The organism is Marinobacter sp. bablab_jr003 (genome assembly GCF_016464245.1).
Lineage (GTDB): Bacteria > Pseudomonadota > Gammaproteobacteria > Pseudomonadales > Oleiphilaceae > Marinobacter > Marinobacter vinifirmus.
This window is the reverse complement of sequence record NZ_JADARC010000011.1, coordinates 40,358-54,375: the sequence shown is the minus strand read 5'-3', so window position 1 is coordinate 54,375 and position 14,018 is coordinate 40,358. Positions and strand designations below refer to the sequence as shown.

At 59.3% G+C, this 14,018-nt stretch carries 17 protein-coding genes; 13 read left to right on the top strand and 4 right to left on the bottom strand.

What is annotated here, in order from left to right; translation table 11 throughout:
• Window positions 1–154 precede the first annotated feature (154 nt).
• Complete coding sequence (locus tag H3Z84_RS00315) at window positions 155–646, top strand: cell division inhibitor SulA (protein ID WP_094625566.1); 492 nt, start codon at window positions 155–157, stop codon at window positions 644–646.
• An 18-nt stretch (window positions 647–664) separates the two neighbouring features.
• On the opposite strand, the gene H3Z84_RS00310 is transcribed toward H3Z84_RS00315, so the two are convergent.
• Entirely contained in the window at window positions 665–937 is a 273-nt protein-coding gene (locus H3Z84_RS00310; RefSeq protein WP_199455841.1) for a hypothetical protein, read from the bottom strand.
• A 55-nt stretch (window positions 938–992) separates the two neighbouring features.
• On the bottom strand, window positions 993–1,499 hold the full coding sequence (locus tag H3Z84_RS00305) for a DUF6586 family protein (RefSeq protein ID WP_199455840.1): 507 nt from the start codon (window positions 1,497–1,499) through the stop codon (window positions 993–995).
• 258 nt (window positions 1,500–1,757) lie between these two features.
• Between H3Z84_RS00305 and H3Z84_RS00300 the strand changes: the two genes are divergently transcribed.
• The 3 genes from H3Z84_RS00300 to H3Z84_RS00290 all read left to right on the top strand — a co-directional run bounded on the left by H3Z84_RS00300 (window position 1,758) and on the right by H3Z84_RS00290 (window position 5,021).
• Window positions 1,758–3,116: a DUF1329 domain-containing protein gene (locus tag H3Z84_RS00300; RefSeq protein ID WP_199455839.1), complete on the top strand. Its 1,359-nt coding sequence runs from the start codon at window positions 1,758–1,760 to the stop codon at window positions 3,114–3,116.
• A gap of 22 nt (window positions 3,117–3,138) precedes the next feature.
• Window positions 3,139–4,587: a sigma-54 dependent transcriptional regulator gene (locus H3Z84_RS00295; protein ID WP_199455838.1), complete on the top strand. Its 1,449-nt coding sequence runs from the start codon at window positions 3,139–3,141 to the stop codon at window positions 4,585–4,587.
• 92 nt (window positions 4,588–4,679) lie between these two features.
• The gene (locus H3Z84_RS00290; protein ID WP_058340165.1) at window positions 4,680–5,021 is read left to right on the top strand and encodes an Hpt domain-containing protein; all 342 of its coding nucleotides are present in this window, start codon (window positions 4,680–4,682) and stop codon (window positions 5,019–5,021) included.
• Here H3Z84_RS00290 and H3Z84_RS00285 read toward each other — a convergent pair.
• Complete coding sequence (locus H3Z84_RS00285; protein ID WP_199455837.1) at window positions 5,018–6,274, bottom strand: uracil-xanthine permease family protein; 1,257 nt, start codon at window positions 6,272–6,274, stop codon at window positions 5,018–5,020. The genes H3Z84_RS00290 and H3Z84_RS00285 overlap by 4 nt on opposite strands.
• Before the next feature lie 2 nt (window positions 6,275–6,276).
• Window positions 6,277–6,915 carry a uracil phosphoribosyltransferase gene (upp, locus tag H3Z84_RS00280; RefSeq protein WP_058340163.1) on the bottom strand — a complete coding sequence of 213 codons (639 nt, stop codon included), beginning with the start codon at window positions 6,913–6,915 and terminating at the stop codon, window positions 6,277–6,279.
• Between the two features lie 146 nt (window positions 6,916–7,061).
• On the opposite strand from upp, the gene H3Z84_RS00275 reads away from it, so the two are divergent.
• The 9 genes from H3Z84_RS00275 (at window position 7,062) to H3Z84_RS00235 (ending at window position 14,002) form a co-directional block, all read left to right on the top strand.
• Window positions 7,062–7,880 (top strand): MinD/ParA family protein, encoded by an 819-nt coding sequence (locus H3Z84_RS00275; RefSeq protein WP_058340162.1) that lies wholly within the window; start codon window positions 7,062–7,064, stop codon window positions 7,878–7,880.
• A gap of 226 nt (window positions 7,881–8,106) precedes the next feature.
• Complete coding sequence (gene ccmA, locus H3Z84_RS00270; RefSeq protein WP_058340159.1) at window positions 8,107–8,745, top strand: cytochrome c biogenesis heme-transporting ATPase CcmA; 639 nt, start codon at window positions 8,107–8,109, stop codon at window positions 8,743–8,745.
• Complete coding sequence (ccmB, locus tag H3Z84_RS00265; protein ID WP_058340158.1) at window positions 8,735–9,460, top strand: heme exporter protein CcmB; 726 nt, start codon at window positions 8,735–8,737, stop codon at window positions 9,458–9,460. The genes ccmA and ccmB overlap by 11 nt, the downstream gene beginning before the upstream one ends.
• Before the next feature lie 21 nt (window positions 9,461–9,481).
• Window positions 9,482–10,225: a heme ABC transporter permease CcmC gene (gene ccmC / locus H3Z84_RS00260; RefSeq protein WP_022988752.1), complete on the top strand. Its 744-nt coding sequence runs from the start codon at window positions 9,482–9,484 to the stop codon at window positions 10,223–10,225.
• A gap of 3 nt (window positions 10,226–10,228) precedes the next feature.
• Entirely contained in the window at window positions 10,229–10,465 is a 237-nt protein-coding gene (ccmD, locus tag H3Z84_RS00255; protein ID WP_199455836.1) for a heme exporter protein CcmD, read from the top strand.
• Window positions 10,466–10,479: 14 nt separating this feature from the next.
• A complete protein-coding gene (gene ccmE / locus H3Z84_RS00250) occupies window positions 10,480–10,956 on the top strand; it encodes a cytochrome c maturation protein CcmE (RefSeq protein ID WP_199455835.1) in 477 nt (158 codons plus the stop codon).
• Window positions 10,957–10,989: 33 nt separating this feature from the next.
• Entirely contained in the window at window positions 10,990–12,990 is a 2,001-nt protein-coding gene (locus H3Z84_RS00245; RefSeq protein WP_199455834.1) for a heme lyase CcmF/NrfE family subunit, read from the top strand.
• Window positions 12,987–13,523 carry a DsbE family thiol:disulfide interchange protein gene (locus H3Z84_RS00240; RefSeq protein ID WP_199455833.1) on the top strand — a complete coding sequence of 179 codons (537 nt, stop codon included), beginning with the start codon at window positions 12,987–12,989 and terminating at the stop codon, window positions 13,521–13,523. Before H3Z84_RS00245 ends, H3Z84_RS00240 begins: the two co-directional genes overlap by 4 nt.
• Window positions 13,523–14,002, top strand: coding sequence for a cytochrome c-type biogenesis protein (locus H3Z84_RS00235; RefSeq protein ID WP_199455832.1), 480 nt, complete (start codon window positions 13,523–13,525; stop codon window positions 14,000–14,002). The genes H3Z84_RS00240 and H3Z84_RS00235 overlap by 1 nt, the downstream gene beginning before the upstream one ends.
• Window positions 14,003–14,018: the final 16 nt, after the last annotated feature.

The window sequence follows — 14,018 nt, the reverse complement described above, 5'->3', positions numbered from 1 at the left end:
GTCACCCTTGAGGGCGGCTAGGGCAACTTTGGACTTGAACGATGGGCTGTATTGCTTGCGTTTCTTGCTCATGATTCTCCTCCTTGTGGAGATGATGAATCAGAGCTTAGGCACCTGTCCAAATTTCGGGGTCCACTTCACAGGCAGGTGAGTTATGGAACAGTTGAGCTTCAATCAGAACATGGCGTTTCATCCGGCCACAGTGGCACCGGCGCAAGCGATCTCTGCGGGTCAGCGCCCGGCAAGCATGCGTCGGCCTGCAGGTGGTTCGGCAGCGGGTCATTCAGGCCTGGGCGGCAATGTGACGGAGATTATCCTGCCGGAAGGACAGGTAGAGAACTTTCAGCTGTTACTGCCCATGCTCACCCAGCTGAACCAGGAAAAGCGCTGGCTGGCGTGGATTGATCCGCCCCAGGCGCTGGTGGCCAAGTGGCAGAAGATGCATGGCATTGTGGCGAACGAGATCCTGGTGCTGCGTTCAACCGCGGAATACCCGGCCCAGCAACTGGCAGAGCGCGCCCTGGGCGCAGGTACCTGTCATGCGGTAGTGCTCTGGACCAACAAGCTGGGGCGCGCCGCCTTTGATTCACTGCAAAAGGCTTCTGCGAAAGGCAACAGTCACGGGGTGATTTTGCGCCAGCGCTGAGGGCTGGCGCAGTATCGGTCAGTGCAGGGTATAGCTGGGCTGGGGGTCGATCGCGTCGCCGTCTTCGTCATCCCATTCCATGTCATGGCCCATGTCGTAGTCGATATTGCCGGCGGCTTCAATGCCTGCAGCAATCATGGCCTTTGCCACGTTCATATCCCGGTTCTCCATCATTTCCCGGGCTTCTTCGGAAAAAGAAATGCGCACCAGTGGGGCGGCATCATCGTCTATCCGGCGCAACGCGTAGTCGCCGTCAGAGAGTTGTACAATTTCAAAAAACGATGGTGACATTCGTTAAACCTTTGTCGTCATTCGGGTTGTTTCGGTGCAGCCGTGGTCAGGGCTGCTACCACTCGCCGTGCCGCTCTTCGAGTTCCCTTGCAAAAATGGCCATGGCTGCCCTGGTCTGTTCCAGTGCCTGCAGGGAGCGGTCCGGGCCTTCTTCTGCGGCTACCGCAATAATGTTGTCGGCAGAGACCGTCTTTTTCTGCGCCGGTGGTTGGCCCAGGGCCTTGTCCAGCTGAACCAGGTGGTTCCACCAGCTGTCCCGCTGCTGCGCGAGGCTATCGAGAGTTTCGACTTCCGCCACGTCGTAGTCGAACAGCGCCTTTAACTCGGCCAGGCTGTGCGGCGTTTCCGTCTTTTTCTGGTGCAGCCTTGCGATCATGGTCAGTAGTACGTCGCGGGCTCTCAGCAGGACTTCTGCCACTGCCTGGGACCGGGCTTCTCCGATCACGGCTGCCGGCAGTCCGGTGCTGGCAGCATTGCTGGTTGTTGGCTGGTCAAATTCCCGGATCAGTATCTGGGCCAGGTACAGTTTTTGTGAAACCAGTGAATACCACGTTGAAGCCATGCAATACCTGCCCACATGCAGTGCCGGATGATCAGTTGCCCGCCTGAAGACCACACCCTTGTATATCCATCAGGCCAAGCGGCTAATAGTATCATTTTTGTCCACCCATTTCCTCCCCTTTGATGGTTGCTGTTGATACAGGTGCCTGTTCACAAGAAACTACAAACCTTCACTTGAAACGGTCGTTTGAAACTGGCAAAAAGGGCCGCAATTCGGGCGAAGGTCGATCGCCCGACCATTCAGAATGGAGGTTGAGGGATGCGAAACCAGTTGGTTGCGGCGGTTACCGCAGCAGTAATGGGGTTGTCCGGATCCGCTGTGGCAAAGGTTTCACCTGCCGAAGCAGAGCGGTTGAACAACGAGCTCACACCGGTCGGTGCCGAACGCGCCGGTAATGCCGAAGGCACCATTCCGGCCTGGAACGGCGGCCTGGCAACACCACCGGCAAACTGGCGCGAGGGAACCAAGGAGATTGATCCGTTCCCGGAAGACAAGCCGCTTTACACCATTACCCGCGACAACATGGACCAATACCGTGATGTGCTGTCGGACGGCCATATCCGGATGCTGGAACAGTACGGGCCGGAATTCTTTATGCCGGTTTACCAGACGCGCAGGACTGCAGCCTTCCCCGAGCATGTCTACGAAAAGTCTTTCGAGAATGCCTTGAGCGCAGAGCTGCTGGATAACGGCAACGGCGTGCGCAATACCATCATGACCAGTCCGTTTCCCATTCCCCAGAGCGGGCTTGAGGCGATCTGGAACCACATTCTCCGTTATCGGGGTGAAGAGGTCTCGTTCCGCAGTGCTTCCGCCACGCCCCAGCGGGATGGCGCCTACAACGAAGTGGTTAACCAGTACGATTACTACTTTGCCTACAGCCGGATTGGCGCCGAACTGGCAGATATCGACAACAAGATCTTCTACCTGAAAACCGAGACCATCGCGCCCAGCACCCTGGCCGGCACCATCACACTGGTGCACGAAACTTTGGACCAGGTCCGTTCACCGAGGCTGGCATGGCGGTATGATTCCGGTTCACGGCGTTTGCGCCGGTCACCGAACCTGGCCTACGAGACAGATCTGCCCAACTCCTCGTCGCTGCGTTCCGTTGACCAGAAAGACATGTACAACGGTGCCCCCAACCAGTACGACTGGGAGCTGAAAGGCAAGCGGGAACTGCTGGTGCCGTACAATGCGTACAAGCTACATGACGACAACATTCGCCCCTCAGATGTGATTCGCCCGAACCACATCAACCAGGAGCTGACCCGCTACGAGTTGCACCGGGTCTGGGTAGTGGAAGCCAAGCGGCGCATTGGTATTGGCCATATCTACGATCGCCGGGTGTTCTACATTGATGAAGACAGCTGGCAGATCATGGCCTCTGAAGAGTACAACGAAGAGGGTGAGCTGTGGCGCGTGTCTGAAGCCCACAACATCAGTTACTACAGTGTGCCGGTGTTCTGGACCACCATGGAAATGACCTACGACCTCAAGGCGCAGCGTTATTACATTGATGGCCTGGATAACGGTTACCCGGCCTACGATTTCGATCCGGGCTTCCGGGGTAATGAGTTTACCGCCTCGGCGGCACGGCGGGCAGCACGACGCTGATACCTGACAGAGACACCGGTTAATGCCCAACAACAATAAAGTACTGGTAGTGAGTGAAGATCCCGGCCTGCGCCGGGATCTTGTTACTATCCTGGAGTTTCTGGGTGAAGGCCCGGTGGCTGCTGACGACCTGTCAGTGGCAGCGCAAGTGGGGGATGGGGAGGATCAGCCGGAGAGTTTCTCCGTGGCCGTGCTGGCAGGTGACGGCCAGGCCTTACAGAATAGCCTTCAGGAGCTTGCCCGCATCGCCCCGGCTTTGCCGGTGTTGCTGGCCGGCGGGCCCGAGGCTGCCGACCTGCCCAGAGATCTCGCCAGCCGCATTATCGCCCGCCTTGAATGGCCCCTGAATTACGCCAAGTTTGTCGATTCCCTGCACCGGGCCCAGGTGTACCGTTCCCAGTTCGATCAGGGCAATGGCCGCGGGCACCAGCGGGGTGTCCAGCTGTTTCGCAGCTTGGTGGGCACCAGCCGTCGCATACAACAGGTGCGGGATCTGATGGAGCAGGTCGCCGACCGGGACGTCAGCGTGCTGATCACCGGAGAATCCGGAACCGGCAAGGAGGTGGTTGCCCGCAACCTGCACTACCATTCCGATCGTCGCGACCAGCCGTTCGTGCCGGTAAACTGCAGCGCCATACCGGCGGAGCTGCTTGAAGGCGAGCTGTTTGGCTATGAACAGGGAGCCTTTCCCGGTGCCATCACCGAGCGGGCCGGGCGCTGTGAACTGGCCAACGGCGGAACCTTGTTCCTGGATGATGTCAGCGAGCTGCCCCTGAACACCCAGGTGAAGGTGCTTAGGCTGGTGCAGGATGGCAACTTCGAACGCATCGGTAGTAATCGCTCCCGGCCCACCAACGTGCGGATTATTGCGGCGGCAGACAAGAATCTCGAACAGCTGATCGAAGCCGGCCGCTTCCGTGAAGACCTGTACTACCGGTTGAATGTTTTTCCCATCGATATGCCCGCCCTGCGGGATCGGGTCGAAGATATTCCCCTGCTGATCAACGAACTGATTTCCCGTATGGAAAAGGAAAAACGCGGCTCCCTGCGGCTGAACTCGGCTGCCATCATGAGCCTGTGCCGCCATGACTGGCCGGGCAACGTGCGGGAGCTGGCCAACCTGGTGGAGCGGCTGGCCATTATGTACCCCTACGGCGTGATTGGTGTTCAGGAGCTGCCCCGGAAGTTCCGCTACCTGGATGACCACGACGAACACCGGGCGCCGGAAGATCAGGGCTTGCCGTCTGCCATTCCCGGCCTGGTGGGGCTGGACGGGCCGGTACTGCTGCCGGTTAACGGCATTGACCTCAAGGACTACCTGGCCAATCTCGAGAAGCAACTGATCGAGCAGGCCCTCAATGAAACCGGGGGCGTGGTGGCACGGGCTGCAGAGAAACTGCGTATCCGCCGTACCACATTGGTAGAGAAGGTGCGCAAGTACGGCCTGCGGGAAGAAACCCCGTCCTCCTGACGCTGAAGCGCCCCGAGTTTGCCTGCGGGGCTTTGATTCCGGCGGCCTTTCTGAGAAAGTATCGGGATATGCGCACGACAGGGAGTTGACCGATGAACGACAAACCGCATCTTGATGAAGAGGCGCTGGCTGAACTGAAGGATGTCATGGAAGAAGAGTTTGATGTCCTGATCCAGACCTATCTGGCCGACTCCAGGAGCCGCATCGAAAGCCTTGAGCAGGCGCTGTCAGAGAATAATCCGGACGTTTTTGCCAAGACCGCCCACAGTTTCAAGGGCAGCAGCATCAATATTGGTGCGCCCCGGCTGGGGCAGGTGTGCTTTGAAGCGGAGAAACTCGGTAAGGCCGGAGCACTGGAACAGGCTCCGGCCGTACTGGAGCAGATTTACACGGAGTTCCGGGAGGTACAGCAGCGCCTCGAGAACTTCGGTTAATCGTTTTTGCTTTCGTAGATCTTGCGGCCCCAGGCTTCTTTCTCGCCCGGCAGGACCAGGTTCAGGATAATCGCCACCACAGCACACAGGGCGATCCCTTCCAGCTGCCCCAGCACCATGTTGCCAATGCCGAACACCAGGGTAACACCCACGATCACCAGGTTACGGGACTGAGACAGGTCCACCTGGTGGCGGATCAGGGTGTTCAGGCCCACCACGGCGATTGACCCGAACAGCAGGCACAGAATGCCGCCCATGACCGGCACAGGAATAGTCTGCAGCGCGGCGCCGAATTTGCCCACAAAGGCCAGTACAATGGCGACAACGGCCGCCCACCACATTACCTTCGGATTGAAGTTGCGGGTCAGCATGACTGCGCCGGTGACTTCCGAGTAGGTGGTGTTGGGCGGCCCGCCCAGCATAGACGCAGCACTGGTGGCCAGGCCGTCGCCCAGCAGGGTGCGGTGCAGGCCGGGCTTTTCCAGGTAGTTCTTGCGGGTGACGTTGCCGATCGCCAGTACATCGCCAATGTGCTCAATGGCCGGGGCAATGGCCACCGGAATCATGAACAGGATGGCGCCCCAGCTGAACGCGGGTGCGACGAAATTCGGCACCGAGAACCAGGCTGCCTGCTCGATGGCGGTGGTGTCGACAATGCCGGCAAACCAGGACAGCACATAGCCCACAATTACGCCGAACATGATCGGCACCAGCCGGAAGATGCCCTTGGCCCAGACCGACATCACAATGGTCACGGTCAGGGAAATCATGGCAATCCAGATGGCTGTGTTGTAGGGCACCAGCTCTGCGGCGCCGTCACCGGTGCGGCCAGAGGCCATGTGCACGGCCAGCGGGGCCAGGCCCAGGCCGATGGTCATGATCACCGGGGCGATCACCACCGGCGGCAGCAGGCGGGTGACAAACCCGGTGCCGCGCAGGCGAACCGCGCCGGACAGGATGATGTACAGGATACCTGCCGCCATCAGGCCGCCGAGGGTTTCTTCCAGCCCGAACCGGCCCTTGGCGGCAATGATCGGGGCGATAAACGCAAAGGAAGATGCCAGGAAGATCGGGATCTGGCCTCCGGTCACCACGTGGAAGATCAGGGTGCCGATACCCGCCGTGAACAGGGCCACGTTCGGATCCAGCCCGGTAATCAGCGGCATCAGCACCAGGGCGCCGAAGGCCACCAGCAGCATCTGGGAGCCGGCCAGCGCCTGCTTCCAGACCGGGTCTTTGTTGTGGTCCTGCATATTCAGACGTCCTTCTGCTTGGTGCCGAAGATCTTGTCACCGGCATCGCCCAGGCCTGGCAGGATGTAGCCTTTCTCGTTCAGGCGTTCGTCAACCGAAGCGGTGTAGATGGAAACGTCCGGGTGTTTCTCCAGGACTTTTTCCACGCCTTCCGGGGCGGCTACCAGCACCAGGGCGCGGATTTCAGTGCTGCCGGCCTTCTTGAGCAGGTCGATGGTGGAAATCATCGAGCCACCGGTAGCCAGCATCGGGTCGATAATCAGGGCCATGCGCTGGTCCAGCTCGCCCACCAGTTTTTCCAGGTAGGTTTCCGCTTCCAGGGTGGTTTCGTTACGGATCTGGCCAACCACGCTTACCCTTGCGACCGGAATCAGGCTCAGCACGCCGTCCAGCATGCCCAGGCCTGCCCGCAGAATGGGCACGATGGTAATTTTCTTGCCGTGAATCTGCTCAACGGTGACCGGGCCTGCCCAGCCATCAATGGTCTTCTCCTGCAGGCTGAAATCCTTGGTTGCCTCGTAGGTCAACAGGGCGCCAACTTCCTGGGCCAGTTCACGAAAATTCTTGGTGCTGATGTCTGCCCGGCGCATCAGGCCAAGTTTGTGCTGGATCAGGGGGTGCTTTACTTCGTGGATTGGCATTTGTGGTCACCTGTGTGTTCGGATAATCTGGCGTGGATTTGCTTGAAATAAATGGCGCAAGGATACCGTATCTTTAGCTCCGAGTCAGGCACTCAGAGGGCCATGAACAGGCCGCGCAGCAAGTTTTTCAGAGAACCATAACAATCATGAATAAACCCCGTCCGGTTCAGGTAATTGCCGTGTCCAGCGGCAAGGGTGGAGTAGGGAAAAGCAATATAGCCGTTAACCTTGGTATCGCACTGGCCGAACGGGGCCGCCGTGTGCTGGTGCTCGACGCTGGCCTGGGGTTGGGTAACCTGGATGTGCTACTGGGCCTGACGGTCCACCATAACCTTCAGCACGTGCTGGACGGCCAGTGCTCTCTGGAAGACATTCTGGTAGACGGCCCCGGTGGTATCCGGGTGGCACCGTCTGCGTCCGGCAGCCTGGCCATGACCCGCCTGACTGCGGCCCAGCACGCGGGGCTCATCCACGCCTTCAGTGATCTGGGCGACCAGACCGACGTATTGATCATCGATACCTCGGCCGGCGTATCCGACTCGGTATTGGCGTTTTTGCGGGCCGCCCAGGAGATTCTGCTGGTATTGTGCGACGAGCCGACTTCTATTGCCGATGCCTACGCCCTGATCCGCATGATGCACCGCGATTACGGCACCAGCCGTTTCCGGGTGCTGGCCAACCAGGTGCGCAACGACAGGGAAGGCACCCAACTGTTTGAAAAACTGACCAGAGTCACCGGTCGTTTCCTGGATGCGGGGCTACACTACAGTGGAGCCATTCCCAGTGACGACGCCGTGCGCAAGGCCGTGCAACGGCAAAAGGCGTTTATGGAAGCCTACCCCAAGGCAAGGGCGTCCCTCGCCATGCGGGCACTGGCAGAAAAAGTGGAAAGCTGGCCTTTACCCTCTGCTCCCGGGGGGCATCTTGAATTCTTTGTGGAGCGTCTGGTTGGAGCCGTTGAATGAAACAACTGTATTCCCGTGCCCGTGAGGCCTTGCTGGCAGTGATTGCTCAGCGACTGACCAAGCGCATCTGCAAGCATTGTCGCAAACCGGGATTCAATAAGTTAGGCTTGCCGAGTGCATCGGTATTTGACGTCACGCATGGGTAATCCGGTGTCGCATTCGTTATAATGCGCACTCATTCACCGGATGCCTGCGTGGCGTCCTTCGCTCTGCAGACGGGGCCCCGATGTCCGAGCCGTTATTACAGGCTGTAAATCTCGAATGTGAGCGCGACGAGCGCCTGTTGTTCCAGAATCTCAGTTTCTCGGTAATGCCGGGTACCGTTACCCGTATTGAAGGCCCCAACGGCACCGGCAAAACCACCCTGCTCAGAATCCTTGCCGGTTTGAACGACGCCTGGTCAGGTGAATTGCTCTGGTGTGGCGAACCCCGGGCCTGGCACCGTGAATCCTTCCTGCGCAACATGCTGTACCTTGGGCACCGCCCCGGCATCAAACCCCTGCTCACTCCCATGGAAAACCTTCGGGCCCTGATGGCTGGCCGCCGCACCGTCAGCGACGACATATTGTCGCAGGCACTGGCGGGAACAGGACTGGCGGGCTTCGAGAATGTACCCTGTCGCAACCTGTCCGCCGGCCAGCAGCGCCGGGTGGCACTGGCGCGCCTGTTGATTGCAGACGAACCCTTGTGGCTGCTGGATGAAGTGTTCACGGCGATTGATGCGGATGGCGTCAAAGCCATTGAAGAATTATTGCAGCAGCGGGCTGCAGAAGGCGGTGCGGTGCTGGTGACGACCCACCACGACCTGCAGTTGCCCGGAATGAAGCGCATTACACTGGGGGGAGGGCAGAGTGATGAATGCTGAATCCCGGCCGGCGTTGAAACCGGTAGAGAGTGCCATCGGCCCGGTGCAGGCCATGGCGGCGGTCTTCATGCGGGATGTCCGGGTGGCCTTCCGGCAGCGCCAGGATCTGCTCAACCCGCTGCTGTTCTTTATTATGGTGGTAACCCTCTTTCCGTTAGGGGTTAGCCCTGAAGTGGCATTTCTCAAGCAGTCCGGTGCCGGTATTCTCTGGGTAGCGGCCCTGTTGTCGGTGCTGCTGTCGCTGGACCACCTGTTCCGGCACGACTTTGATGATGGCACCCTGGAGCAATTGATATTACAGCCACAGCCCCTGTTCCTGCTGATCCTGGCCAAGACACTGGCCCACTGGATACTCACCGGCCTGCCGCTGGTACTGCTTACGCCAGTGTTGGGAATAATGGTGCACCTGGACGGGAACTCTGTGGCAATTCTGTGTCTAACGCTGCTGATCGGTACCCCGGTACTGAGCCTGATTGGTGCCATCGGCGCGGCGTTGACACTGGGGTTACGGTCTGCCGGTGTGCTCTTGTCACTGCTGATCATTCCGCTGTACATTCCCGTGCTTATTTTCGGTACCGGGACCGTGGCGGCAGCAGCCGAGGGCGCGCCCGTGGCCGGTTATCTCGCATTGATGGGGGCATTCCTGGTACTGGCGCTGACTCTGGCGCCATTTGCAGCCGCCGCCGCGCTGCGAATCAGCATGTCTAACAGTTAAAAGAAAGACGGTGACCAACTGATGTGGCAATGGTTTCACAAATTGGGTTCCCCCAAGTGGTTTTACGGCATCGCTAACCGCTTGATGCCCTGGTTGCTGGCCGGCGGGCTGATCGTGCTGCTGGCCGGACTGGTGTGGGGGCTGGCGTTTGCGCCGAAAGATTACCTGCAGGGCAACAGCTACCGGATTATCTTCATCCATGTGCCGGCGGCGTTCCTGGCCCAGTCAATCTACATAATGATGGCAGTTGCTGCCGTGGTTACCCTGGTCTGGCGCATGAAACTGGCGGACGTGTTTGTCAAAGCCATCGCGCCGGTGGGGCTGGTGCTCACCTTTCTGTCGCTGTTCACCGGAGCCGTGTGGGGTAAGCCCACCTGGGGCACCTGGTGGGTGTGGGATGCCCGTCTCACCTCCATGCTCATTCTCCTGTTCCTGTACGGGGGCGCCATCGCGCTGGACCGTGCCATCAACGACGAGAAATCTGCCGCCCGCGCCGTGGCTGTGCTGGTACTGGTGGGGGTAGTAAATATCCCTATCATCAAATATTCGGTGGACTGGTGGAATACACTGCATCAGCCGGCCACCTTCAAGTTGACTGAGAAGCCCTCCATGCCGATGGAAATGTGGGTGCCGTTGCTGCTTTCAGTGCTTGGCCTGTACCTGTTGTTTGGCTGGCTGGCCTGTCTGCGAATGAAAACCGAGATCCTGTTGCGGGAGCAGCGTACCCGCTGGGTCAGAGAACTTGTTCTGGCGGGAAGGAAATAACCAATGGCATTCGATTCGTTCTCCGCATTTATTGCCATGGAAGGGCACGGCCCCTATGTGTGGGCGTGCTACGCCGTATTTGTTGTGTTGCTGGGCGGGCTGATGATCTGGTCTGCTCGCCGCAACCGTGCCGTATACGATTCCTGCAGACGCAGGCTAGAACAGCAGCAGGGAAGCAAAGACAGCGTCCGCCCGAAAGCGGCGGCCACTTTCACCCGAGTTGAAGTTTCCCAGGACTGAACAGCAGGTAACCCATGCATCCGATCCGCAAAAAAAGACTGACCATTCTTGCCTTCCTGGTTGCCGGCATTGCGCTGGCGGTGGGCCTGACGACCTATGCACTGCGCCAGAACATCAACCTGTTCTACGACCCGACAGAAATCTCTGCCGGTAATGCCCCGGTTGATGTACGCATCCGTGCCGGCGGCATGGTGGAAGCAGGCAGTGTGATACGTGATACCGAAAGCCTGAAGGTGAACTTCCGGGTGACGGATTATGCCGCGTCTGTGCCGGTGCAGTACGTAGGCATCCTGCCGGACCTGTTCGCAGAAGGGCAGGGCGTGGTGGCCATGGGCCGACTGAACGAAGAAGGCCTGTTTGTGGCAGACCAGGTTCTGGCCAAGCACGATGAAAACTATATGCCGCCGGAAGTAGCCGATGCCCTGGAGAAATCATCCAAGGGCCTGAACAAGGCGAACGCAGAGAAAGCTGCAGAAAGCGCGGCTTACTGAGCCCCGAATCATGACTGACCTTGGAGATTTCTGATGTATCCGGAACTCGGACAGCTTGCACTGATACTCGCACTGTTGCTCTCGGTGCTTCTTGCCGTCGTCCCGTTGGCCGGTGCGCTCACCGGGCGTGACAGTCTGCAGGCGTTTGCCCGGCCCCTGGCGTCGGGCATGTTTGTGTTTACCGGCCTGGCCTTTGCCATCCTGACCCACGCCTTCCTGGTAGACGATTTCTCCGTGGCCTACGTGGCCAACAACAGCAACAGCATGCTGCCCTGGTACTACAAGTTCAGTGCCGTGTGGGGTGGCCATGAAGGCTCACTGCTGTTGTGGATCCTGATGCTCACCGGCTGGACCCTGGCCGTGGCCATCTTCAGCCGCAAGCTGCCGTCGACCATGGTGTCCCAGGTACTAGCGGTTATGGGCATGGTCTGTGTCGGCTTCTTCCTGTTTATCATCGTTACCTCAAACCCCTTTGACCGTTTGCTGCCGAACGTGCCGGCGGATGGTCAGGATCTGAACCCCCTGCTGCAGGATATCGGGCTGATCATGCACCCGCCCATGCTGTACATGGGCTATGTGGGCTTCTCGGTTGCCTTTGCCTTTGCTATTGCCGCCCTGATCAACGGTCGCCTGGATGCGGCCTGGGCCCGCTGGTCCCGGCCCTGGACCAGCATTGCCTGGTCGTTCCTGACCATCGGCATCGCCCTGGGCAGCTGGTGGGCTTATTACGAGCTTGGCTGGGGCGGCTGGTGGTTCTGGGACCCGGTTGAAAACGCCTCCTTTCTGCCGTGGCTGTCCGGTACGGCCCTGATGCACTCGCTGGCAGTGACGGAAAAGCGTGGCGTGTTCAAGAGCTGGACGGTACTGCTGGCCATCGTCACCTTCGCACTGAGCCTGCTGGGCACCTTCCTGGTGCGCTCCGGTGTTCTCACCTCGGTACATGCCTTCGCTTCTGACCCCGAGCGGGGCAGCTTCCTGCTCATGCTGCTGGGTATCACTGTAGTAGGCAGCCTGCTGCTCTACGCGTTCAGGGCACCGGTGGTGCACGTGCGTTCCCGTTACGGTTCCCTGTCCCGTGAGATCTTTCTGCTGCTGAACAATGTGCTGCTGGTATCCGCCACGCTACTGGTGGCCATCGGTACCCTGTATCCGCTGGTCCTGGACTACCTGGATGCCGGCAAGCTGTCCATCGGCGCGCCGTTCTTTAATACCACCTTCAGCCCGCTGGCCGTGGCCACCGGCCTGTTGCTGGGTGCCGGTATCTTCTCCCGCTGGAAGAAAACCGACGGCGGAATGCTGGCCCGTAAACTGTTGTGGCCGCTGGCGATCAGCCTGGTGGCGACAGCTGCGGTGATGGTCAACTACGGCAGCTTTGCGCCCTGGGCCTTTGCCGGTGTGTTCACTGCCATCTGGATTGCCGTGGCTACCCTGTGGGACCTGTGGGATAAATCTGCTTCCCGCCAGGGCCGATTGCATGGCCTCAAACGCCAGTCCCGCAGTTACTGGGGCATGGTGCTGGGACATCTTGGTGTGGCCATGGTGATGGCCGGTGCCACTGTGGTGTCCAATTACGGTGTCGAGCGGGATGTCCGCATGACTCCGGGTGATTCCGCCATGGTGGGCGATTACGAAATCGTGTTCACCGAAATCGGTGAGCGGCAGGGCGCCAACTTCACCGCCCAGTACGGCAGCTTCAATGTGTTCCTGGATGGCAAGCTGGTTACCGACCTGCACCCGGAGAAGCGTAACTACCCGGTGGGTATGAGCGTGATGACCGAGGCGGATATCGATGCCGGCCTGTTCCGGGATGTATTTGTGGCCATTGGCGAGCGGATTTCAGACGACGCCTGGGCTATCCGCCTGCAGTACAAGCCGCTGGTACGCTGGTTATGGCTGGGTTCCCTGGTGATGGCCATCGGCGGCTTCCTGGCCATTGCCGACAAGCGTTACCGCATTCGTGTGAAAGCTGAGGAAAGACAGAAAGCCCAGGCAGGCAACATGGCTCCCGGCAAGCCGGCGGAGGCATCGTCATGAGGCGCCTGCTGCTGTTCATTCCGTTGCTGATCACGGTTGGTATCGGGATCTTCCTGTTTGCCGGTATCGGCAAGGATCCCACCAAGCTGGAATCGGCCCGTATCGGCAAACCGGTACCGGAATTCCAGCTGCAGGACCTGCACGATCCGGAACATATGCTGGACACTTCGGTTTTTCAGGGGCAGGTATCGCTGCTGAATGTCTGGGCCGAGTGGTGTCCCTCCTGCTGGGACGAGCATGAATACCTGATGCACCTGGCCAGCAACGAGGGCGTGCGCATTGTCGGCTTGAACTACAAGGATCAGCGGGAAACCGCGTTCAGTTTTCTGGGCCGCCTCGGCAATCCCTACGAAACCATTATCTTCGATCCCCGTGGATCCCTCGGCTTTGACCTGGGTGTGTACGGCGCACCGGAAACCTACGTGATCGACGCCGATGGCGTGGTGCTTTACCGCCACGTGGGTGTGGTGAACGAGCGGGTCTGGCAGGAAGTCCTGCTGCCCGTGTTCAATCAGGCAAAGGGAAATAGCTGATGCGTTTTTATCCGCTACTGTTGGCCATACTGTTTGTGGTTTCACCGCTCCGGGCCGAGGTGATGGAGGTCTACGACTTCGATACCCGGGCTGAAGAGCAGCGTTACCAGAACCTGATTGCCGAGCTGCGCTGCCCCAAGTGCCAGAACCAGAATATCGCTGATTCCAATGCTCCCATATCCAAGGATATGCGGGACGAGGTGTACCGGATGATGCAGGGCGGCGCTTCCAACGATGAAATCGTCGGCGCCCTGGTGGACCGTTTTGGCGAATTTGTGCAGTACAAACCGCCGGTCGACAAGCGCACGATTTTCCTCTGGGCCTTCCCGGCCATTGCCGTGATTGGCGGCTTGCTGATTGTGGCTGGCGTGGTAATGCGCTCGCGTAAACAGGGCCAGCAGGAAACGGCACTCAGCCCCGAAGAAAAAGCCAGGGTCGAACAGATGCTGGCCGATAAGGATCAGCCATCCGAGCGCTGATCCGCGTAACACATCC

What these genes read in the sequence shown, in the direction of transcription:
- H3Z84_RS00245 (WP_199455834.1), top strand. Translation starts at nt 10,990, where the DNA reads ATGTATCCGGAACTCGGACAGCTTGCACTGATACTCGCACTGTTGCTC.
- H3Z84_RS00290 (WP_058340165.1), top strand. Translation starts at nt 4,680, where the DNA reads ATGAACGACAAACCGCATCTTGATGAAGAGGCGCTGGCTGAACTGAAG.
- H3Z84_RS00240 (WP_199455833.1), top strand. Translation starts at nt 12,987, where the DNA reads ATGAGGCGCCTGCTGCTGTTCATTCCGTTGCTGATCACGGTTGGTATC.
- H3Z84_RS00285 (WP_199455837.1), bottom strand. Translation starts at nt 6,274, where the DNA reads ATGCAGGACCACAACAAAGACCCGGTCTGGAAGCAGGCGCTGGCCGGC.
- H3Z84_RS00235 (WP_199455832.1), top strand. Translation starts at nt 13,523, where the DNA reads ATGCGTTTTTATCCGCTACTGTTGGCCATACTGTTTGTGGTTTCACCG.
- H3Z84_RS00305 (WP_199455840.1), bottom strand. Translation starts at nt 1,499, where the DNA reads ATGGCTTCAACGTGGTATTCACTGGTTTCACAAAAACTGTACCTGGCC.
- H3Z84_RS00310 (WP_199455841.1), bottom strand. Translation starts at nt 937, where the DNA reads ATGTCACCATCGTTTTTTGAAATTGTACAACTCTCTGACGGCGACTAC.
- ccmD (WP_199455836.1), top strand. Translation starts at nt 10,229, where the DNA reads ATGGCATTCGATTCGTTCTCCGCATTTATTGCCATGGAAGGGCACGGC.
- ccmC (WP_022988752.1), top strand. Translation starts at nt 9,482, where the DNA reads ATGTGGCAATGGTTTCACAAATTGGGTTCCCCCAAGTGGTTTTACGGC.
- ccmA (WP_058340159.1), top strand. Translation starts at nt 8,107, where the DNA reads ATGTCCGAGCCGTTATTACAGGCTGTAAATCTCGAATGTGAGCGCGAC.
- H3Z84_RS00295 (WP_199455838.1), top strand. Translation starts at nt 3,139, where the DNA reads ATGCCCAACAACAATAAAGTACTGGTAGTGAGTGAAGATCCCGGCCTG.
- ccmB (WP_058340158.1), top strand. Translation starts at nt 8,735, where the DNA reads ATGAATGCTGAATCCCGGCCGGCGTTGAAACCGGTAGAGAGTGCCATC.
- ccmE (WP_199455835.1), top strand. Translation starts at nt 10,480, where the DNA reads ATGCATCCGATCCGCAAAAAAAGACTGACCATTCTTGCCTTCCTGGTT.
- upp (WP_058340163.1), bottom strand. Translation starts at nt 6,915, where the DNA reads ATGCCAATCCACGAAGTAAAGCACCCCCTGATCCAGCACAAACTTGGC.
- H3Z84_RS00275 (WP_058340162.1), top strand. Translation starts at nt 7,062, where the DNA reads ATGAATAAACCCCGTCCGGTTCAGGTAATTGCCGTGTCCAGCGGCAAG.
- H3Z84_RS00300 (WP_199455839.1), top strand. Translation starts at nt 1,758, where the DNA reads ATGCGAAACCAGTTGGTTGCGGCGGTTACCGCAGCAGTAATGGGGTTG.
- H3Z84_RS00315 (WP_094625566.1), top strand. Translation starts at nt 155, where the DNA reads ATGGAACAGTTGAGCTTCAATCAGAACATGGCGTTTCATCCGGCCACA.